Below are 20,793 nucleotides of genomic sequence, written 5' to 3' on the forward strand. Positions count from 1 at the left end.
GGACTGCGGCTTCCTAGGCGGTCAGGCTCTTACGGGGCGGTCGGGCTCTTACGGCGGCGGTCAGGCTCTTACGGGGCGGTCAGGCCCTTACGGGAACGGTCGAGCGAGAACAGCGGGTCGGGACGGGGGCCGTCGGTGGCCAGATCGGCGAGGATCCGGCCGATCGCCGGCACGAACTTGAAGCCGGTGCCGGAGAACCCGGCGGCGACCACGACCGGCCCGGAACGGTCGAGCACGAACACCTCGTCGGGCGTGCTCGTGTAGGTACAGGTCACGGTCTGCGCGGTGTCCGGGTCGAGCCCGGGCAGCCAGTCGCGCACGTACCGCTCCAGCGCGGCGCTCAGCTCCGGACGCGGCCGGAAGTCACGCCGTTCCGGATCGATCCGCGGACCGGCGGCGTGGAGACCGACCTTCACGCCCTCCCCCGGCGTGGCCAGACCGTAGGCCGGGAGACCCGCCGCGAAGTGCCCGAAGCTGGGCCAGTCCTGCCCCTCCTCGAACGGCTGGAAGTGCGCGGGCTGCTCCTGCGTCACCCGCAACCGCGGGAGCGGCACCAGACCGCCGAGCAGCTGGTCGGTCCATGCCCCCACCGCGACCACCACCCGTCGGGCCCGCAACGGACGGGAGTCCTGCTCCGTCGAGACCGCGACCGCGTCGTCCCCCAGCACCTCGATCTTCACCACCCGCGTGTGGTGCAGCACCACCGACCCCTGCCTCGCGGCCTGCGCCTGGAGCGCCGCGACGGCCCGGTCGGCGTGCAGGCGCCCGCTGTCGGGATGGAACAGCGCGCGGCCCTCGACCCGCAGGCCCGGCCAGCGTCGGCCCGCCTCGCCGGCATCGACCCAGTGGCTCTCCACCCCGGCCTCCGCCAGCCCCGCGTGCAGCCGGCCGAGGAAGACCGGCGACCCGTGGTCGACACCTCCGGTGACCGTGAGAAGTGACGTGCCCGAAGCCTTTTCCAGGTCCCGCCAGAGTTCCCGCGCCTCCCGGGCCAGCGCGATGTGAGGCGCGTCGGGGTACGACAACCGGAAGATCCGCGAGGCCCCGTGCGACGCGCCCCGGGTGTGACCGGGCTCGAACCGCTCGATCAGCAGCACGTCCACCCCGCGCCCGGCGAGCTGCCAGGCCGCGGCCGATCCCATGGCTCCCCCGCCGACGACGATCACGTCCGCGTCGAGCCCGTTCTTCACACTCACTTGCCCTCCCGAGGATTCTGTCCACCCACAGGTAATCATGACCAGATTGGTTGACAAAAGGTGGTGGCCGTTTTAGCTTCACAGACAACGCCATTCGAAGGCCCTTCGGACGAAGCCCGGCCCGCTCACCAGGAGAGGAACCAGCGATGCACTCCGCACCGATCTGCGATCCTCCGTGTCCGCGTCAGCCCGTCGTTCTCGAACTCTGTCGAAACTGACCGCTCTCCGCGTTCTTTCCGCACCTCTCGCGTTTCGCTGACGCCTGCCCCGATCCGGCGCAGGCCCGCTCGCCCCTGCCCGAGGAGACCTCCCTGTGAGCGCCGACCCCTCTCTCGCCCCGCCCGCGGTGGCCCGGAGCGAACCCGACCCGCTGGCCGCCGGCACGGTCGTGAAGCTGCGTCACCCCTGGCGCTGGGCCGCGACCGCCGTCGTCGCCGTGCTGACCGCCCAGGTCCTGCACGGCCTGTTCACCAACGAGTTCTACCAGTGGGCCCGGTTCCGGCACTGGTTCCTGCAGGGCGCCGTGATCGACGGCCTGCTCGTCACCCTGCAGGTCGCGGCCTGGAGCGCACTGCTCGGCCTGACCGGCGGCATCGTGCTGGCCCTGATGCGCCAGTCGCCCAATCCCCTTCTGCAGGCGGTCAGCTGGACCTACATCTGGCTGTTCCGCTCGATCCCGCTGGTCGTGCTGCTGCTCATCCTGTTCAACTTCTCGGCTCTGTATCCGGAGCTGTCGCTGGGCATCCCGTTCGGCCCGGGGTTCGCGTCGTTCCGGACCACCGACCTGCTCGGCTACATGACGATCGGCGTCATCGGCCTGAGCCTGAACGAGGCGGCGTACGCGGCCGAGGTGGTGCGCTCCGGCATCAACTCCGTCGACCAGGGCCAGCACGAGGCCGCCACCGCGCTCGGCCTGGGCAAGGGCCGTCAGTTCCGCCGGATCGTGCTGCCGCAGGCGCTGCGGGCGATCGTGCCGGCCTACGTCAACCAGCTCGTCAACCTGATCAAGGCCAGCTCGCTGGTGTTCTACGTGTCCCTGCTCGACCTGTTCGGCACCGTGCAGAGCCTGGGCTCGACCTTTCCCGGCGACCTGATCCCGCTGCTGCTCGTGGCCACGGTCTGGTACGTGATCCTCACCAGCGTGCTGTCGGTGCTGCAGTACTACGTGGAGCGTCACTACGCCCGCGGCGCCCTGCGCACCGTTCCCCCGACCCCGTTCCAGCGTCTGCGTAAACTCGTTGCCACCCGGAGCTTCTCGTGACCGATCCGCGTCCGGCCGTGGAGATCCGCGGCGCCACCAAGGCCTACGGCACGCACACCGTGCTCGACGACGTGAACCTCACCCTCGCCCCCGGACAGGTCGCCGCGCTGATCGGCCCCTCGGGCGCCGGCAAGTCCACCCTGCTGCGCACGATCAACCACCTCGACCGGCTCGACCGCGGCTACGTGCGACTGTTCGGCGAACTGGTCGGCGTGCGGGAGCAGCGCGGCCGGCTGCACGAGCTCACCGACCGGGCGATCCGGGCCCAGCGCGCGCGGATCGGGTTCGTGTTCCAGAACTTCAACCTGTTCCCGCATCTCACCATCCTGGAGAACGTGATCGAGGCGCCGCTGGCGCACCGGCTGTTCCCCCGGGAGGAGGCCCGGGCCCGGGGCCTGGCCCTGCTCGAGCGGGTCGGGATCGGCGAGAAGGCCCACGCCTACCCGCGTCAGCTCTCCGGCGGCCAGCAGCAGCGCGCCGCGATCGCCCGGGCCCTGGCCCTGGAGCCCGAGCTCATCCTGTTCGACGAGCCCACCTCCGCGCTCGACCCGGAACTGGTCGGCGAGGTGCTCTCGGTGATCCGGGACCTGGCCGGCACCGGCACCACGCTCGTCATCGTCACCCACGAGATCGCCTTCGCCCGGGAGGTCGCCGACCAGGTCTACTTCCTGGCCGACGGCCGGCTCGTCGAGCACGGCCCGGCGAAGCAGCTCATCGACTCGCCCCAGCACCCGCGCACCCGTGAGTTCCTCGCCCGGGTGCTCTGAAACCCCGGGTGCCCTGAAACCCCGGGTGCTCTGAAACCCCGGGTGCTCTGAAAACCCGGGTGCTCTGAAAACCCGGGTGCTCTGAAATCCTTTCTACCCCAAACCTTCTCGTTTCCCCCGAAGCCCTCGCGTCGTCCTCAATCTCACCCCAGGAGAAACCCGTGTCCCGCACCCTCGCCCGCCGAGGCGTCCTGCTCTCCGTCGCCGCCGGCCTGACCTTCACGCTCGCCGCCTGCGGCGGTGACGCCGACGCGTCCGCCCCGGCCGCCACCAGCGGCACCAATCAGGTCGAGATCGCCGTGGCCACCGGCGACCCGTACACCGAGACCACCATCGACGTGCCGGTGCAGGCCGACATCCGGGCCAAGCTCCCGAAAGACGTTCTCGACAGCGGGAAGCTGGTGATCGGCGAGGGCGCCCTGCCCGCCGGGTTCCCGCCCCTGGCGTTCACCGGCACCGACGCCAAGACGATCACCGGTTCCGAGCCCGACCTGGGCCGCCTGGTCGCCGCGGTGCTCGGCCTGGAGCCCGAGATCAACAACTCGACCTGGGAGAACCTGTTCGTCGGCATCGACAGCGGCCGCAACGACATCGGCTTCTCGAACATCACGGTCACCGAGGAGCGCAAGCAGAAGTACGACTTCGCCTCGTACCGCAACGACGACCTCGCGTTCCAGGTGAAGAAGGACAGCACCTGGAACTTCGACGAGAACTACGAGAACCTGGCCGGGCTCGTGGTTTCGGTGGGCAAGGGCACCAACCAGGAGAAGATCCTTCTGGAGTGGCAGGAGAAGCTGAAGGCCGCCGGGAAGCCGTTCGAGGTCAAGTACTTCGCCGACAACAACGCCGTGCAGCTGGCCCTCGCCTCGGGCAAGATCGACGCCTACTTCGGCCCGAACCCGGGGATCCAGTACCAGATCGCGCGCGGCGCCTCGGGCAGCACGCCCACCCGCAACGCCGGCAGCTGGTCGGGTGCCGGCGACACGCTGCAGGGCCTGATCGCGGCGACCACCAAGAAGGGCAGCGGCCTGGCCGAGCCGGTGGCCGAGGCCATCGACTACCTGATCGAGAACGGGCAGTACGAGGCCTGGCTCAAGGCCTACCAGCTGGAGAACGAGGCCGTGGAGCAGTCCGAGGTGAACCCGGCGGGCCTGCCGCTCGACAACGAGTAACGCCTCCTGAACCGACAATGGTGGACGCCCCGGGGCGTCCACCATTGTTCGTTTCGGCTACCGGGAGACCCGGGCCAGCAACCGGCCGACCGCACGCAGCGGCACCTCGACCCATCCGGGACGGTGCCGGGTCTCGTAAACCACCTCGTAGAGCGCCTTGTCGAGCTCGAGCGCCCGCAGCAGCACCGCGTCCTGCCGGGGATCACGACCGGCCTGCGCCGCGTAACCGCCCAGGTAGGCCTCGCGGCACTCGTTCGCCCAGGTCGACGCGGCGAGCGCCCGCGGGTCGTCGTCGGCCAGCCCGAGCACTGAGTGCCGGGCCGCGTAGTCGAACGAGCGCAGCATTCCGGCCACGTCGCGCAGCGCCAGGTCGGGCTCACCCCGCTCGGCCAGCGGGCGCAGCGGCTCGCCCTCGAAGTCGAGCAGGACCCAGCCCCGGGTGTCCGAGTACAGGGCCTGGCCGAGATGCAGGTCGCCGTGCACGATCTGGAGGTCGGGGGCCTCGCTCAGCTCGCGCACCTCGTCCACCACCTGACCGGCCGCCTCGGCGTACTCGGCCAGGGCCGGGGCCGCCTCGAGCGCCCAGTTCAGGCGCTGACGCAGGTGGTCGGCGAGCGCGCGGAGCGTGGCCGGGGTGCTCGGGCGGGTCGGGAGCACCGACGCCAGCGCCGCGTGCACGGCGGCGGTGGCCGAGCCCAGCTCGGCCGAGAGCCCGGCGAAGGTCTCCCCGCCCGAGACCGCACCGGTGGCGACGCGCCAGCCGTCGGCGCTGCCGGCGACGAACTCGGCCGCGGCCGAGAGGTGCCCCCAGGCGGGCTGACCGCCGGGCTGCACCCACTCGCCCTCGACCCAGCCGACCAGCCGGGGCACCCGCTCGTTGCCGGCCCGGGCGAGAGCGCCGGGCACGACGACGTCGGGGTTGCGGCCGGGCTGGAGCACGCGGAAGAGCTTGATCATGACGGGGTCCGGGCTGTCGGCCCCGACGATGATCGAGGTGTTCGACTGCTCACCGGAGAGCACCTTGGCCGCGCGGTACGGGTCGGGCGGGGTCTCCCCGGCCCGGCGCACGCCCCGCACCCGGCTGCGCGGGGTGCCGGCCTCGGACATCGCCTCGGTGGACGTCGCGATCAGTGACGTCCAGGCGGTGACGAAGTCCGGGTCGTGCGGCGCGTCGTAGACGTACCGCACGCCGTCGGGCGTGCGCAGCTCACCGAGCAGGGCGTGGGCCAGGTCCTCGCGGGCCTGGGCCCGGTAGGTGAGCGGCACCTGGTAGGTGGCGGCCCCGGAGCCGGAGGCGGGCTGCCCGGCCGGCAGGGCACTGATGAGGTGCACCACGATGCCGACCGGACGCTCGATCGCCTTCTCCGGCGCCAGAACCCGGGTGGGGAGCTGGAACTCGCCGGTGGCGGGTTCCACCACCTCGGGCTGCGCCACCAGCGGGACCAGGGTGATCTGGCCCGCCGGGGTGAGACTGACCCCGCCGTGTCCGGCGGAGAACCATCTCTGCCGGGGCAGCCAGCTGGCCAGCAGGCCGGCGATGTCGACGGCGCCGGTCGATGGGCTGCCCTGGTCGGTCATCGCGTGGCTCCTCCTGAGTTCGGCGAGTTGTTCCCGGCGGCGATCGAGTCCGCGATCGAATTGTCGATCGAGTACTGCGGGGGCGCGATCGGAGGCGTGATCGAGAGCCAGTAGAAGTCCCTCGACCCCATCGTCAGCGTCATCTCACCGGTCTGCGGCACCGGCTTGAACCCGGTGCCCCCGAAGATGTCACTGATCTCGTGGTCGGCCGCCCACGTCGGCAGGTGCAGCGTGGTGGCCTGCGCGGTGCGGCTGATGTTGTTGACGCACAGCAGGATCTCCGGCGCGATGCCGTTCTCCGGGTCTCCGGCCAGCACCCGCAGGAACGCCAGCACGGCCGGGTTGTCGGCCTCGATCGCCTGGTAGGAGCCCATGCCGAACGCCGGGTGCTCGCGCCGGATCTGGAGCATCGAGCGCACCCAGTTCAGCAGCGAGCTCGACGTGGCCATCTGCGCCTCGACGTTCACGGCCGCGTAGTGGTACTGCAGCGACTGCACGGCCGGGAGGTAGAGCTTGCCCGGGTCGGCGGTGGAGAAGCCGGCGTTGCGGTCGGGCGTCCACTGCATCGGGGTGCGCACCGCGTCGCGGTCGGGCAGCCAGATGTTGTCGCCCATGCCGATCTCGTCGCCGTAGTACAGCGTCGGGCTGCCGGGCATCGACAGCACCAGCGCGTGCGCCAGCTCGATCTCGGCCCGCGACCCGTCGAGCAGGGTGGCGAGGCGGCGGCGGATACCGATGTTGGCCCGCATCCGCGGGTCGGGGGCGTACCAGCCGTACATCGCGGCGCGTTCCTCGGTGGTGACCATCTCGAGGGTGAGCTCGTCGTGGTTACGCAGGAACGTGCCCCACTGACCGCCGGCCGGGATGTCCGGCGTCTCGGCCAGGATGTCGATGATCGGCTTGGCCTTCTCGTCACGCAGCGCGTAGTAGATGCGCGGCATCACCGGGAAGTGGAAGCACATGTGGCACTCGGGCTCGTCGTCCGTACCGAAGTACTCGACGACGTCCTTGGGCCACTGGTTGGCCTCCGCCAGCATGATCCGGCCCGGGTACTCCTCGTCGATCGTGACCCGGAGCTTGCGCAGGAAGTCGTGCGTCTGCGGCAGGTTCTCGCAGTTCGTGCCGTCTTCCTCGAACAGGTAGGGCACGGCGTCGAGGCGGAAGCCGTCGATGCCCATGTCCATCCAGAACCGGACGACGTCGAGGATGGCCTCCTGCACGGCCGGGTTCTCGAAGTTGAGGTCGGGCTGGTGGCCGAAGAACCGGTGCCAGTAGTACTGGCGCCGCACCGGGTCGAACGTCCAGTTGCTGGACTCGGTGTCGACGAAGATGATCCGCGCGTCCTGGTAGAGCTCGTCGGTGTCGCTCCAGACGTAGAAGTCCCCGTAGGGGCCCTCCGGGTCGTTGCGGCTCGACTGGAACCAGGGGTGCGCGTCCGAGGTGTGGTTGATCACCAGGTCGGTGATCACCCGCAGACCGCGGGCGTGCGCCTGGGCCACGAACTCCTGGAAGTCCGGCATGGTGCCGAACTCCGGCAGCACGGCGCAGTAGTCGGCGATGTCGTAGCCGCCGTCCTTCAGCGGTGACGCGTAGAACGGAGGCAGCCACAGGCAGTCGACACCGAGCGACTGGATGTAGTCCAGCTTGCCGATCAGCCCGGTGAAGTCACCGGAGCCCGACCCGTTCGAGTCGGCGAAGGCGCGCACGAGCACCTCGTAGAAGACGGCCTTGCGGTACCAGTTCGGGTCGTTGTCGAGACCGGGGTGGACACCCGCGCCAATGTTCCTGGGCAACTCAGAGCCTCCTGACGTGGAGGACGTGGGCGGGCTGGAAGTAGGGGTCGAGACGCACGAAGTTGTGCTCCTGCCACGGGTAGGTCGTACCGGTGATCAGGTCTTCGACGATGAAGCCGTCGAACCAGTCCAGGCCCAGGGCGGGCATGTTCAGGTGCACGAGCGTCTCTCGGGTGGCGTGCGGATCGAGGTTGACGACGACGATGAGCACGTCCTCGGGGCCACCGGCCGTCTCCCCCGACTCCAGACGCCGCGAATAGCAGATGACCTGCTCGTCGTCGACGTCGTGGAACACGGTGTTGCGCAGGCGCTGAAGTGCCTTGTGGTCACGCCTGATGTCGTTCAGCCGCGTGATGTACGGCGCGATCGAGCGGCCGTGGTTCGAGCCGCCCGGTTCGTAGCTGTCCCAGTCCCGCGGGCGGTACTGGAACTTCTCACTGTCCAGGTACTCCTCCCGGCCCGGCAGCGGGGCCCCCTCGCAGAGCTCGTAGCCGGAGTACATACCCCAGCTCGGGCTCAGCGTGGCGGCCAGCACCGCGCGGAGCTTGAAGGCCGACGGCCCGGCGTTCTGCAGGAAGTCGTGGAGGATGTCGGGCGTGTTAGGCCAGAAGTTCGGCCGCATGTAGTCGGCACTTGAGCCCGCCAGGTCGGTGACGTACTCGGTGATCTCTTCCTTGGTCGTACGCCAGGTGAAGTACGTGTACGACTGGTGGAAACCGACCTTTCCGAGGGTGTGCATCATGGCCGGCCGGGTGAACGCCTCGGCCAGGAACAGCACCTCGGGGTGGCTGTTGTTGACCGTGCGGATCAGCCACTCCCAGAACGACACCGGCTTGGTGTGCGGATTGTCGACGCGGAAGACCTTCACCCCCCGGTCGATCCAGTGCAGGACGACCCGCAGCACCTCGGCGCCCAGCCCGGCCGGGTCGTTGTCGAAGTTGATCGGGTAGATGTCCTGGTACTTCTTCGGCGGGTTCTCGGCATAGGCGATCGTGCCGTCGGCGCGCGTGGTGAACCACTCCGGGTGGGCCTTGGCCCACGGGTGGTCGGGCGCGCACTGCAGCGCCAGGTCGAGAGCGATCTCCAGACCGAGACCGCGCGCCGTCTCCACGAAGTGGTCGAAGTCCTCGAAGGTCCCGAGGTCGGGGTGGATCGCGTCGTGCCCGCCCTCGTCCGAGCCGATCGCCCAGGGCGAGCCCGGGTCGCTCTCGCCCGGCGTGAGGGTGTTGTTCGGGCCCTTGCGGTTGACCCGGCCGACCGGGTGGATCGGCGGCAGGTAGACGATGTCGAAGCCCATCGCGGCGGCCGCGTGCAGCCGGGGCTCGGCCTGCCGGAAGGTGCCGGAGATCCAGCGCCCGTTCTCGTCGAGGCGGGCGCCCTCGGAGCGCGGGAACAGCTCGTACCAGCTGGAGTAGAGCGCCCGTTCGCGCTGCACCTCTAGGCGCTGCACCGGCGACGGCGACACCAGGTCGCGCAGCGGGCTCTCGGTGAGCGCGCCCTTCACCTGCACCGACAGACCGGCGGCGAGCCGCTCGGAGACCGAGCGGTTGCTGTTGCGCAGCACCGCGGCGGCCTCGGTCAGGTTGAGGGCGGGCTTGCGGCGCTGCTTGGTCTCCTTGACCGCGCGCTCCATCAGCCGGGCGCCCTCCTCGAGCATCAGCTCGACGTCGACGCCGGAGCCGATCTTGATCACGGCGTCGTGTTCCCAGGTGCCGTAGGGATCGCTCCAGCCCTCCACCACGAACGACCACATCCCGATCCGGTCGGGCGTGAAAGTGGCGTGGTAGCGGTCGGTCCCGGGGGCGCCGGGAGTCATCCGGACCTCGGAGTGGCGGTTGCCCTCGGGGTCGAGGAGCACCGCGGTGGCGGCGACGGCGTCGTGGCCCTCGCGGAACACCGTGGCACTGACCTCGATCGCCTCACCCACCACGGCCTTGGCCGGCCAGCGGCCGCCGTCGACGCTCGGGGTCACCCCGGTGACGGGGATGCGGCCGATGCCGGGACGCCCGAGGACGACCTGCGGACTCTCGCCCGTGCCCTGCGCCAGGTACGCGGTCAGGTCGGTGCGCTCACCCGTGGGGAGCGCGGCGTCCCTGCCGTTGTACTCAGGTGTCGTGCTCGTCTGTGTGTCCATGCGTTTACCCGTTCCCGCGACGCCCGACGAAGTGCGGTCGATCTGATCGAAGCCACTGTGGAGGCTCATAGGACGCTTCCGACGTCCTTCCCGGCGGGGCGCCTTCGGCCCCCACCACATCCTGCTGACGACATCTGACAAACCCGGCCTGCCGTGTACCAGACTCGGTCATGACGGGGGGTCCCCGCATTTCCACCGCACCGATCGCCCCCGAGCCGTACCCGACAGTTCATCTGAGCCGCCGCATCCGGTCGTCGCGACGCGGCCGGCCGCGTCCAGCCCGGCCAGGTCAGCCGGCCCAGCTGCGGACAGCTCTGCCCGGCCACCGTCGTGGACGGGGAGCTCACGGTGCCGGCCGGTGACCACCAGGAAACATGGTCGCGCCACGACAGCCGCTGGCCCAGATCCAACCAGACGGTAGTTTCGGGGTGATCACTGCGGTGCTTCAAAACCTATCGGCACGCCCGGGGTGAAACTTCTTGCGAGTTCCGCAAGAGGTTCACAGCGTCGTCGTGTGCTCAGGGCCGGGGTGTCCTAGGGTGATCCGGGTGAGAGCGATCCGCCGATTCACCGTCCGGACCGTCCTGCCCGAGCCGCTGGCGCCGCTGGCCGAGCTCGCCAGCAACCTGCGCTGGTCATGGCACAGACCCACGCTCGAGCTGTTCGCGTCGCTGAGCCCGGCGCGCTGGGAGGCCGCCCGCCGCGACCCGGTGGCGATGCTCGGCTCGTTCTCACCCGAGGAACTGCAGACCCTGGCCGCCGACGGGCAGTTCGTCGCCCGGGTCGGCGAGGCCGCCGCCGGCCTGCACGAGTACCTCACGCAGCCGCGCTGGTACCAGACCCTCGACGAGGAGCTGGCCTCGGAGAACCGTGGCCCGGCGCCCCGTTCCATCGCGTACTTCTCGCCCGAGTTCGGCATCACCGCGGTCCTGCCTCAGTACTCCGGCGGCCTCGGGATCCTGGCCGGCGACCACCTGAAGTCGGCCAGTGACCTGGGCGTCCCGATCGTCGGCGTCGGTCTGCTCTACCAGCGTGGGTACTTCGAGCAGTCGCTCACCCGCGACGGCTGGCAGCACGAGGAGTACCCGGTGCTGGACCCCCACGAGCTGCCGATCTCGCTGGTGCGGGAGGCCGACGGCTCCCCGGCCGAGGTGACCGTGACCCTCGCCGGCGGGCGTCCCCTCGTCGCCCACGTCTGGAAGGCGCAGGTCGGCCGCGTCCCCCTGCTGCTGCTCGACTCCAACCACGAGTCCAACGACGAGGCGTTCCGCGCAGTCACCGACCGGCTCTACGGCGGCACCCCGGAACACCGCCTGCACCAGGAGATGCTGCTCGGCATCGGCGGGGTGCGCGCCCTGCGGCTGTGGAGCCGGCTCACCGGGGCCCCGGCGCCGGAGGTCTACCACACCAACGAGGGGCATGCCGGGTTCCTCGGCCTGGAGCGCATCAGCGAGCTCGTCGGCACCGGCCTGACCTTCGACGAGGCGCTCGAAACGGTGCGCTCGGCAACGGTCTTCACCACGCACACGCCGGTCCCGGCCGGCATCGACCGGTTCGCCCGCGAGCTGATCATGAGCCACTTCGGGCCGGAGAGCGGGCTGCCCGGGCTCTCGGTCGAACGGGTGCTCGGGCTCGGCTCGGAGACCTACGACGGCGGTGACCCGGGCGTCTTCAACATGGCCGTGATGGGACTGCGCCTGGCACAACGTGCCAACGGGGTGTCCCAGCTGCACGGCGTGGTGAGCCGCGAGATGTTCGACGGGCTGTGGCCGGGCTTCGACCCGCCGGAGGTGCCGATCACGTCGATCACGAACGGCGTGCACGCGCCCACCTGGGTCGACCACCGCATGATCGAGCTGGCCGAGAAGCACGTCGGGCCGCGCATCCGCACCGAGGCCAAGGCCTGGGAGGAGATCGCCAAGGTCCCGCCCGCCGAGCTCTGGGCCACCCGCCGCGACCTGCGGGCCGACCTGGTGAGTGAGGCCCGGCAGCGGGTGCGGGCGTCGTGGCTCAAGCGGGGCGCGAGCAACGCCGAACTGCACTGGATCGACGGCATTCTCGATCCGGACGTGCTCACCGTCGGGTTCGCCCGGCGGGTGCCGACCTACAAGCGGCTCACGCTGATGCTGCGCGACCCCGACCGGCTCAAGCGCCTGCTGTTGCACCCGGAACGCCCGGTGCAGCTGGTGATCGCGGGCAAGTCGCATCCCGCCGACGAGACCGGCAAGCGCCTGATCCAGCAGATGGTGCGCTTCGCCGACGCCAACGACGTGCGGCACCGCATCGTCTTCCTGCCCAACTACGACATCGCGATGGCGCAGAGCCTGTACCCGGGCTGCGACGTCTGGCTGAACAACCCGCTGCGCCCGTTCGAGGCCTGCGGCACGTCCGGCATGAAGTCGGCGCTCAACGGCGGGCTCAACCTGTCGGTGCTCGACGGCTGGTGGGACGAGTGGTTCGACGGCGAGAACGGCTGGGCCATCCCGACCGCCGACGGGGTCGAAGACGCCAACTACCGTGACGACCTCGAGGCCGCGGGCCTGTACGACCTGCTCGAGAACGAGGTCGCGCCGCGCTTCTACGACCGCGACCACGACGGCCTGCCCCAGCGCTGGCTGTCGATGGTCACCCACACCTTCGCCTCGCTCGGGCCGAAGGTGCTGGCGAGCCGCATGGTCGCCGACTACGTGCGGCAGCTGTACCTGCCCGCCGCCGCCTCCGGCCGGGCCACCACGCCCGAGACGGCGCGCGACCTGGCCGCGTTCAAGGCCCGGGTGCGGGGGGCCTGGCCGTCGGTGCGGGTGGAGCACGTCGACTCCTCCGGTCTGTCCGACTCCCCGCAGGTCGGTGACGGCATGACGGTCCGGGCGGTGATCGCGCTCGACGGCCTGTCCGCCGACGATGTCGAGGTGCAGGTGGTGCACGGCCGGGTCTCCCCCGAAGACCGGATCACCGACTTCGTGGTGCAGCCCCTGCAGTACGTGGGGCCGGCCGACAACGACCCGGCCGAGGGGCGTCACGTCTTCGAGGGGCTGCTGCGACTGCGCCGCACCGGGCCGTTCGGTTACACGGTGCGGGTGCTGCCCCGGCACGAGGGTCTGGTGGCGCCGGCCGAGCTGGGGCTGGTCACGAACGCCTGAAAGGGTGGACGTGGCGGTCGCCCGCTCCTGAACCCGAAAGATCCTGGGCCCCAGAGTTATCGGGCATAAACCCCAAGGGTGCCGCAATCAGGTGCTACCCCCCTTGCGGAACTCTTGGGGCGACGGGCAGTCTTCACGCGTGCGCGCACCGACACTATTCGTGACCAGTCGTGCGCATGGTGCATGCCGGTGAACGAGGCCCCGCCCCGCGGCCCGGGTCCCGCCGCCGACGAGCCGTCGTTCGCCCTCTACGGTCCTGACCCGCTCGAGCCGGTGCGTGACGCCGTGGTCCGGCTCGACACCGAGGCCTTCGTGCGGTGCTTCACGGCAGGCGGTCGCCTGCGGGTGCCCCGGCGCGACGGCGACATCCTCGTCACCGGTCACGACGAGATCGCCCGCGCCGCCCGCGACCTCACGCTGATGATCCGCGAGGTCTCCTGGACCCCGCACCGTCGCTTCGTCTCCTCCGGCGAGGTGACGGAGGAGGCCGTGCTCACCGCCCACCGGTCCCCCGGCCGCGCCGCTCGCGGAGGCCGGGTCAACCGCACCGCCCGGGTCAACCGCACCGCCCGGGCCGACCGGGCGCCCGTGTCCCCACCCGCCCCGGCCTCCCGGCCAGAGCCGACCCCTGAGCCGGACTCGACCCCTGGGCCGGACTCGACCCTTGAGCCGGGCCCCACCCGTCGGCCAGGCACCACGCTCACACCGGGCTCGTCCGAGCTGCGGGTGCCGCTGCGTGCCGTCGCGACCCTCACCACCGACGGCCTGATCAGCGCGCTCACCCTCTGGCTGGACTGGGCCGCACTCTCCGGCCCGCACGGCACCGGCTCGGCCGAGGGCACGGCGCGGGCCCTGGTCACCGTCGCCCGCTCCCGCGACGAGCGAGGACTGCGCGTGCTCCAGACCCCCGCCGCCCCGACGATCCCGCCCCCGCCCGAGGCCTCCGACGCAGCGCACGAACGCCCGGAACCCATGAGCCGGGGCGCCGTCTGGTGGCAGCTGCACCGCACCACACTGGCCGGTGGCGTCATGGCCCTGGCCGCCGCGGTGCTGCTCGGCTGGGTCGGGCTGAACGTGCTGGTGCCCCTCTGGCAGGACACCGGCTCCGGTTCGTCCTCGGCTTCGTCCTCGGGCGAAGGGCGTCTGCGCGGCGCCGATACCGCACGGGGTTCCGGAACCACAGCGGACGGTTCCGCCACGTCGTCCTCAAGCAGCTCGGGCAGTTCAAGCAGCTCGGACGGCTCCGGCTCGGCCGATTCCGGCTCGGACGGCTCCGGCTCGGACGGCTCCGGCTCGGCCGATTCCGGCTCGGCCGATTCCGGCTCGGCCGATTCCGGCTCGGCCGACACCACCGGCCGCTCCGGCGCCCCCGTCATCTCCACCGCCGAGCCCGACGTGATGCCGACGGTTCAGGCCGGGCGCGAAATCACCTTCCTGTCGGACGTTCTCTTCCCCTTCGGGTCGTTCGAACTGTCCCGGCAGGCCCACGGGCGCCTCGACCAGCTCGCCGCCCAGATCCGCGACACCGGCGTCCGGGGCCAGATCCAGGTCAACGGCTACACCGACAGCATCGGCAGCGAGCCGCTCAACCTGCGGCTGTCGCGCCAGCGGGCGCAGGCGGTCGCCGAGGCACTGAGCGAGCAGCTGCCCGGGGTCGAGGTCACGCTGCGGGTGCAGGGTTTCGGCGAGAGCAACCCCCGCGAGAGCAACGCCACCGACGACGGACGCCGCCTCAACCGCCGCGTCATCGTTGTGCTCCCGGAGTGAGTCGTGCTCCCGGAGTGAGTCGTGCTCCCGGAGAGGTCGGGCAGCCCTCGGCGGTATCGGCCTCAGCGCGAGGGCGGAAGGACAGCCCGGACCTGTTGAGAGATGGCCGGACGATCCATGAAGAGAACCCGGCCCAACTTTACGGATCGTCACGCCATCTCAGACACGAGACCCCGTACGCTCCGGCCCGACCATCAGCGGACGCCACCGGCCGACCGGGACGCGGCGCCCGTCCCAGGACCTGAGACCTGAGCCCAAGGCCCAAGCTCTGAGCCCAGAGTCCTGAGCCCGAGGCCCCAGGACGGGCGCCGCACCGGAATCAGTTCTCGCTCGAGCGTTTCGGCGCGAGCACGAACACGTAGGCGACCGCGCCGATCACCAGAACCGCCAGCACGATCAGCGTGATGATCAGAACCGGCGAGGTACCGCTGTCGTCGTTCTGGTCGGCAGCGGCCACGGCGTCCGACACCGACGCCGTCGCACCCGCGTCCGCCGGTGTGGTGACCGTGGTCGAGGTCTCCCCCGCGCCGGCGGTCGCCGTCGCCGCGGGCGCGGCCCCTTCGGAACCGGCCTCGGCCGTGAAGGTGAACTGGCCCGAGATCGGGTGCCCGTCCGAGGACGTCACCCGCCACTGCACCGTGTACTCACCGGCCGGGGCCCCGGCCGCCACCGGCTGGGTGAGGGTGTGGTCGACGATCGTGGCCTTGCCCTCGGTGACATCGCCGCCCGGACCGGTGACCTTGGCCACCGACCCCATCGCCAGCGGGATGTTGTTGAAGGTCATGGTGATCTCGTCGGGCACCGTGGCGACGGTCGAGCCGTCTTCCGGGTTGGACTCGTCGATCTGGTCGTGGGCCAGGGCCGGACCGGCGCCGACCACCAGACCGGCCAGGACGAGAGCCGCGACGGCGGCGAACCGCCCCCGCACGCCGAGCTTTCGCGTGGTACCGGTGGTCACACCGAGCTCCCGGTCTTGGTCGCGCTGGTCGTGGCGGCCTTCGGCAGCGCGGCCACCCGACGCCAGGCGACAGCGGCCAGCAGCACGCCGATCACGCCCACGACCAGGCCGCCGGCGCCGAGCCAGCGGGCGGCCGAGTCGGTGGAGCTGTCAGCAGCGCTGTCCGTGGTCGCGGCCGTCGTGTCGCCCGCGGCCATGGTGCCGTGGCCACCGGTGGCGTCGGCCGCGGTGACCTCGAACGTCGGGGCCGGGTTCTCCGGCTCGTCCGCGCCCTCGACGGTGGGCTCGTTCCAGTCCGAGATCTCGCCGTCGGAGTAGGTCTGCTTGGTCGGCAGCTCGATCGTGGTGCCCGACTTCGGCAGCGGACCCACCGAGATCGAGAACTCCTGGTACTCGCCCGGGTTGATCTGGGTGCCCTTGTCCGCGGTCCAGGTCACCTTGGTCGCGGCCTTGGTGACGGTGGTGCCGTCCAGGTCGACGGGTTCCGGCAGGTCGGACTCGGTGACCTCCGCCGTCCAGCCGTTCACCGGCTTGGTCATGACCGACGAGAAGGGCGTGTCCGTAGGCAGCGAGACCTCGATCTCGGTGGTGCCCGCGGTGTCCGACTCGTTCGGCACCCGGAACGTCAGCCGGGAGTAGCCGCCTTCGGCGGTGTTGTCGGGGGTGACGCGCACGTGCGCCTGCGCGGCGGCGGCGCCCGCGACGGTGAGCGTGGCGGCGGCGAGGAGGGCGGCCCCGGCCCGCAGGGCCAGAGGGGTGCGTGACTGCGACATGAGTTCAAGCGTCTTTCTGTTGAAGTTCGAAAATGATGGACGAACGAACACGTTCGCCAGGTCCGGCCCCTTCACGAGTGGCCGGGTGGAGCTACGAATCATGAGACCGGGGCAGACCCGAGCCAGGGCCACCCCGAGAAACCCGGCTGCCTCGAGGAACCGACCACCACAACGGCCGGACGAGCAGACCGGCGCGCATCGTCACCAGGCCCACATCGGCTGGACCACGTCGGCCGGACCACTCTCGGCCGGACCACTCTCGGAACCGGACCGCCACGAAGAACTGACCGACCGCGACAGACCGAGTCACTGCGAAGAGCCCAGTCACTGCGAAGAGACGGCCCACCACAACGGGCCGGGTCACTACGCGGTGACGGATCCCTTCGCCGCCGTGCCGAATCCAGCCGCCCAGCTGGGCGAAGCCATACCGCCGGAAGCCTGGTCTGTCGTCGGAGGCGGAGTCGTCGGACGACTGGCCGGACGAAGACAACTGCCCTCTCCCGCGACACTGTGCCGCCAGGTGGTCAGGTCGTTGGGCGAGGCTGGCCCGTCGCACCGGTCAGACCGTCAGGCCGCACTGGCCGTCACACCGATCAGACCGTCGCACGGATCAGGCCCTCCGACCGGACTGCTCCTCAGACCGGACCGGCCCTCAGACCAGACCGACCCTCAGACCAGACCGCCCCTCCGACCAGACCGCCCCTCCGACCAGACCGCCCCTCAGACCGGACCGGCCCTCAGACCGGATCGGCCGTCACACCGATCAGACCGTCAGGCTGGGTTGGCCATCGCACCGGCCAGACCGTGACACGGACCAAGCCCTCAGCACCGACCAGCCGTTTAGACCGGGCAAGCCGTCACAGAGGCCAGGCTCTCAGCCCGGACTGGCAGTCACACGGATCAGGCCATCGAGCCGGACTGACCGTCACACGATCAGACCGTGACACGAACCAGGCCTCAGCACTGACCGGCCGTCAGACCGGCCAGGCCATCAGACAGGCCAGGCTCTCAGCCCGGACTGACCGTCATACGGATCAGACCGTCAAGCCGGCTTAACCGTTAGACGGGGCAGACCGTTAGACGGGGCAGACCGTTAGACAGGGCAGACCGTTAGATGGGACAGACCGCTAGACGGGGACAGACCACTAGGCAGGACAGACCACTAGGCAGGACAGACCGCTAGGCAGGACAGACCGCTAGGCAGGACAGACCGCTAGGCAGGACAGGCGACGAGCGCCGGCGGGCCGCGGCGGCGCACTGTGCGACGGGGGACGTCGGCGCGCGGGAGGAGTGCCTCGCGCACCGGGACCGGGAGCGGACGCGCTGCCGGGGCCAGGGCGACCGGGCGGCTCAGGGCGTGGGCCAGGCCCAGGCCGCCGGCCAGCAGGTGGGCCACGACGCGGGTCAGGGCCCAGACCGCGGCTTCACCACGCTCCAGCAGCAGCGCCAGCGCCAGCGCGGCGACGGCGTGCGCGGCGAACATGCGCGGCGACATGGCGAACATGTCGGAGGCCTGGTGACCGGCCATGGCGGGGTCGCAGGGGGTGACGCCCACGGCGCCGTGGCCGGAGGTCGCGTGGCCACCGGCCATGCGGCAACCGTCGGACATGATCGCCGCCATCAGCACCGCGTGCAGGGTGGCCTGGGTGAGGGCCATGGCCACCACCAGCGAGACCGGGCCCCGGCGGCGGGCCGCCAGCAGATTGACCACCAGCATGACCCCGGGCACACAGGCCGCAGCGACGGGCAGACTCACCCGCTCGCCCCCGGCCGCGTGCGCAGCGACGGCCAGGCTGACGGCGGACAGCGAGAAGATCGCCGCCCGGGCCAGCCGGATCGCACCGCGCCCCGGACTCATACCCAAAACCTTAACCGCCCCCACCGACATTCTGGGTCAGGGCCAGGTCAGGCCCGAGTCAGGGCCGGCTCAAAACGCACTCAGGGTTCCCCGGCCCGATCAAGCCCGACGCCCGGGGTGAGCACGGGAGGGAATGGTGGGGCGAACGGTGGATATCCACGCCTCCGCACGTGTCAACGCTGTGTGATCGGTGATTACTTCGCGTTGATCCTTAGTCTGCCCGGATGAGCGCCGCGACCCGCCCCGACCCTCTCCCCGCGCAGGCCGCGCCCCCACCCGAGGTCCACGCCGCCGAGGCAGACCGTGCCACCTCCGAAGCGCCCACGACTACGCCCTTTTCGCCCGTCAGCGGCCGGATCACCCCACCTCCCCTGCTCCCCGCCCTGACCGGCCTGGCCGTGCTCTGCCTGCCGTTCGCGGTAGCCGGCGAGGTGGGCTCCCTCTTCACCTCCGGCCCCGGCCTGCCCGGCTCGGGCATCGACGGATCGGGCGCCACCGGCACGAGCACCGCCGGGTCGGTGCTCGCGGGCTGCGCCGTCGCCTTCGACGTCCTGCTGGTGCTCGCCGGCGTGACCCTGGCCTGGCACAACCCCGCGGACCGGCGCCGGTTCTGGCGTTTCGGCGTGATCCCCCTGGTGGCCGGCCTGGCCCTGCTCAGCGGCGCCGCCCTGATCACCGCACTCGAACCACTGACGGCAGTCGTGGCCGCACTCACCGCCGCCGGGCGCATCCTGGCCGGGACCGGCACCGGCACCCTGACCGTCTACTGGCTGCGCGCGAACACCGGATCCCTGACTCCCCCGGCCCACAGCCCGAAACGGCCCGAGCGCGTGCGCACCTCCCGCACCGCTCCCCTGCTGGCCCTGATCGCCCTGCTGGTCTGCGCCGTCCGCGTCGACGCCCTCACCGCCGCCTATCTCCTGCCCGTGCACCTGTTCTCGGCCTGGCTCGTCGCCACCCTGATCCGCGCCCCGCACTCCCCTCTCACCCGGGCGCTCGGTGTCCTGGGCCGGACGGTCCCACGAAGGACGCGTGTCCCCCGGGTTCTGGGAGGCGAACAGACGGCCGACACGGCGAACACCGACACCGCAGCGAACCCGGCCACGACACCGAACACGACACCAGCCACGACACCGGCCACCGCGCCCGGCACCTCCCCGAAAAGCCGGCCGAAGAACCAGTCGGACCCCCAGCCGGACACCCAGCCGGACACGGCACCGGCCACCCCCGAACCGACCACGGCGCCGGACGACGGTGAGACGCCCGGCGACCACGACGTCCTCAAGCCGACCAGGACGGCGCCCCACACGACGACCACGAAGGTGACCGAGACGGCCCCCCAAACGGCGACCCAGACGGCGACGAAACCGGACCCCGGTCAGGTGACCGTGGTCGACGTCCGCACCCCGCCCCCCACCGAAGCCGGCGCGACCACCCCCGTCGGCCCGAACGTCCCCCAGCAGAGAGCCCCCGAGATGAAGACCCACCCCACGAACCCCGACACCGACACCGACACCGACACCGACACCGACACCGACACCGACGAACCCACACCCCGCACCTACGTCGCCCGCAGCGGCCGGGTCATCGACCTCGACGCCATCCCGGCCGAACTGAAACTGCTCCCCCTGCCCCGGCGATCGGGGCAGAAGGAGCAGCGGGAGAGCGGGAAGGTTCAGACCGAGTAGACGCCCCGGCGGGTGCGGATGGTCAGCCGCTCGGCCACGACCGGCTTGTGCCGGCGGCTGACCAGTCCGGACGCGACCACGAGCACCGACCCCAGACCGAGCGCGAGCAGCGGGAAACCGTACGAGACGCCTCCACCGGCGGGCGGGTCCTGACGCGGGACGGCCGTGACGACCTCACCGTCGTGGGCCCACGAGTCCTTGACCGAGGGCGTCGCCGCGGGCGCACTCACCGACGGGGACACAGACGGGGACACCGACGGCGTCGCACCGGCAGAAGGAGCGGCCGAGGGGGTCGCCGCCGCCGACACCTCGGGCAGCGGCACCCCGGTGATCAGCGGGTCGTTGTTCGGGTGACCGGCCGTGAAACTGAAGGTCCCGGAAAGCTTGTCGCCGTTCGCCGCCACCGCGGTCCAGTCCACCGTGTACTGCCCGTTGGGCGCCCCCATCACCACCGACCGGCGCAGCGTCTTCGCGCCGGTGGACACGTCGCCCTCACCGACCTCGCCGTCCTTCGTGTGGATGCTCATCGACGCCCCCGCGTCCCGCAGTTCCGTACTGAAGGTGACCGAGACGGCATTCGGTGCGAACTGCACCACCTCGCGCGCGGGACTCACCCCGACGACCCCGGAATCGGAAGCGGCCCAGGCCGTTCCGGCTCCGCTCCCGAGAACCAGACCGGCTCCGGCGACGCCGACGGCCGCCGCCATC

Annotated in this window: 14 protein-coding genes; 6 read left to right on the plus strand and 8 right to left on the minus strand. The window is 71.0% G+C overall.

Annotated elements, in window-relative coordinates; genetic code table 11:
• Nucleotides 1-68: 68 nt before the first annotated feature.
• A complete protein-coding gene (locus J2S57_RS02920) occupies nucleotides 69-1,196 on the minus strand; it encodes an FAD-dependent oxidoreductase (protein ID WP_307237977.1) in 1,128 nt (375 codons plus the stop codon).
• A 313-nt stretch (nucleotides 1,197-1,509) separates the two neighbouring features.
• Here J2S57_RS02920 and J2S57_RS02925 point away from each other — a divergent pair, with 313 nt between their 5' ends.
• The 3 genes from J2S57_RS02925 to J2S57_RS02935 all read left to right on the plus strand — a co-directional run bounded on the left by J2S57_RS02925 (nucleotide 1,510) and on the right by J2S57_RS02935 (nucleotide 4,396).
• Complete coding sequence (locus tag J2S57_RS02925; RefSeq protein WP_307237979.1) at nucleotides 1,510-2,457, plus strand: amino acid ABC transporter permease; 948 nt, start codon at nucleotides 1,510-1,512, stop codon at nucleotides 2,455-2,457.
• The gene (locus J2S57_RS02930) at nucleotides 2,454-3,224 is read left to right on the plus strand and encodes an amino acid ABC transporter ATP-binding protein (RefSeq protein WP_307237981.1); all 771 of its coding nucleotides are present in this window, start codon (nucleotides 2,454-2,456) and stop codon (nucleotides 3,222-3,224) included. The genes J2S57_RS02925 and J2S57_RS02930 overlap by 4 nt, the downstream gene beginning before the upstream one ends.
• A gap of 161 nt (nucleotides 3,225-3,385) precedes the next feature.
• A complete protein-coding gene (locus tag J2S57_RS02935) occupies nucleotides 3,386-4,396 on the plus strand; it encodes a transporter substrate-binding domain-containing protein (protein WP_307237983.1) in 1,011 nt (336 codons plus the stop codon).
• A 57-nt stretch (nucleotides 4,397-4,453) separates the two neighbouring features.
• Here J2S57_RS02935 and J2S57_RS02940 read toward each other — a convergent pair whose 3' ends face one another.
• The 3 genes from J2S57_RS02940 to J2S57_RS02950 are packed head-to-tail and all read right to left on the minus strand — an operon-like array spanning nucleotide 4,454 to nucleotide 9,901.
• Nucleotides 4,454-5,974: a maltokinase N-terminal cap-like domain-containing protein gene (locus J2S57_RS02940; RefSeq protein WP_307237985.1), complete on the minus strand. Its 1,521-nt coding sequence runs from the start codon at nucleotides 5,972-5,974 to the stop codon at nucleotides 4,454-4,456.
• Nucleotides 5,971-7,767 (minus strand): maltose alpha-D-glucosyltransferase, encoded by a 1,797-nt coding sequence (treS, locus tag J2S57_RS02945; RefSeq protein WP_307237987.1) that lies wholly within the window; start codon nucleotides 7,765-7,767, stop codon nucleotides 5,971-5,973. Before treS ends, J2S57_RS02940 begins: the two co-directional genes overlap by 4 nt.
• A gap of 1 nt (nucleotide 7,768) precedes the next feature.
• The gene (locus J2S57_RS02950) at nucleotides 7,769-9,901 is read right to left on the minus strand and encodes an alpha-1,4-glucan--maltose-1-phosphate maltosyltransferase (RefSeq protein ID WP_307237989.1); all 2,133 of its coding nucleotides are present in this window, start codon (nucleotides 9,899-9,901) and stop codon (nucleotides 7,769-7,771) included.
• 548 nt (nucleotides 9,902-10,449) lie between these two features.
• On the opposite strand from J2S57_RS02950, the gene glgP reads away from it, so the two are divergent.
• A complete protein-coding gene (gene glgP, locus J2S57_RS02955) occupies nucleotides 10,450-13,041 on the plus strand; it encodes an alpha-glucan family phosphorylase (protein ID WP_307237991.1) in 2,592 nt (863 codons plus the stop codon).
• A 189-nt stretch (nucleotides 13,042-13,230) separates the two neighbouring features.
• On the plus strand, nucleotides 13,231-14,808 hold the full coding sequence (locus J2S57_RS02960) for an OmpA family protein (RefSeq protein WP_307237993.1): 1,578 nt from the start codon (nucleotides 13,231-13,233) through the stop codon (nucleotides 14,806-14,808).
• 319 nt (nucleotides 14,809-15,127) lie between these two features.
• Here J2S57_RS02960 and J2S57_RS02965 read toward each other — a convergent pair whose 3' ends face one another.
• The 3 genes from J2S57_RS02965 to J2S57_RS02975 form a co-directional block, all read right to left on the minus strand.
• Complete coding sequence (locus tag J2S57_RS02965; RefSeq protein ID WP_307237995.1) at nucleotides 15,128-15,766, minus strand: copper resistance CopC family protein; 639 nt, start codon at nucleotides 15,764-15,766, stop codon at nucleotides 15,128-15,130.
• Complete coding sequence (locus tag J2S57_RS02970; protein ID WP_307237996.1) at nucleotides 15,763-16,539, minus strand: YcnI family copper-binding membrane protein; 777 nt, start codon at nucleotides 16,537-16,539, stop codon at nucleotides 15,763-15,765. The genes J2S57_RS02965 and J2S57_RS02970 overlap by 4 nt, the downstream gene beginning before the upstream one ends.
• Nucleotides 16,540-17,752: 1,213 nt before the next feature.
• Nucleotides 17,753-18,397, minus strand: a complete 645-nt coding sequence (locus tag J2S57_RS02975) for a hypothetical protein (RefSeq protein WP_307237998.1) — start codon at nucleotides 18,395-18,397, stop codon at nucleotides 17,753-17,755.
• A gap of 224 nt (nucleotides 18,398-18,621) precedes the next feature.
• On the opposite strand from J2S57_RS02975, the gene J2S57_RS02980 reads away from it, so the two are divergent.
• The gene (locus tag J2S57_RS02980; RefSeq protein ID WP_307238000.1) at nucleotides 18,622-20,085 is read left to right on the plus strand and encodes a RodZ family helix-turn-helix domain-containing protein; all 1,464 of its coding nucleotides are present in this window, start codon (nucleotides 18,622-18,624) and stop codon (nucleotides 20,083-20,085) included.
• Here J2S57_RS02980 and J2S57_RS02985 read toward each other — a convergent pair.
• Entirely contained in the window at nucleotides 20,073-20,792 is a 720-nt protein-coding gene (locus tag J2S57_RS02985) for a copper resistance CopC family protein (protein WP_307238002.1), read from the minus strand. The genes J2S57_RS02980 and J2S57_RS02985 overlap by 13 nt on opposite strands.
• Between the last annotated feature and the right edge of the window lies 1 nt (nucleotide 20,793).

The organism is Kineosporia succinea (genome assembly GCF_030811555.1).
Taxonomy (GTDB): domain Bacteria; phylum Actinomycetota; class Actinomycetes; order Actinomycetales; family Kineosporiaceae; genus Kineosporia; species Kineosporia succinea.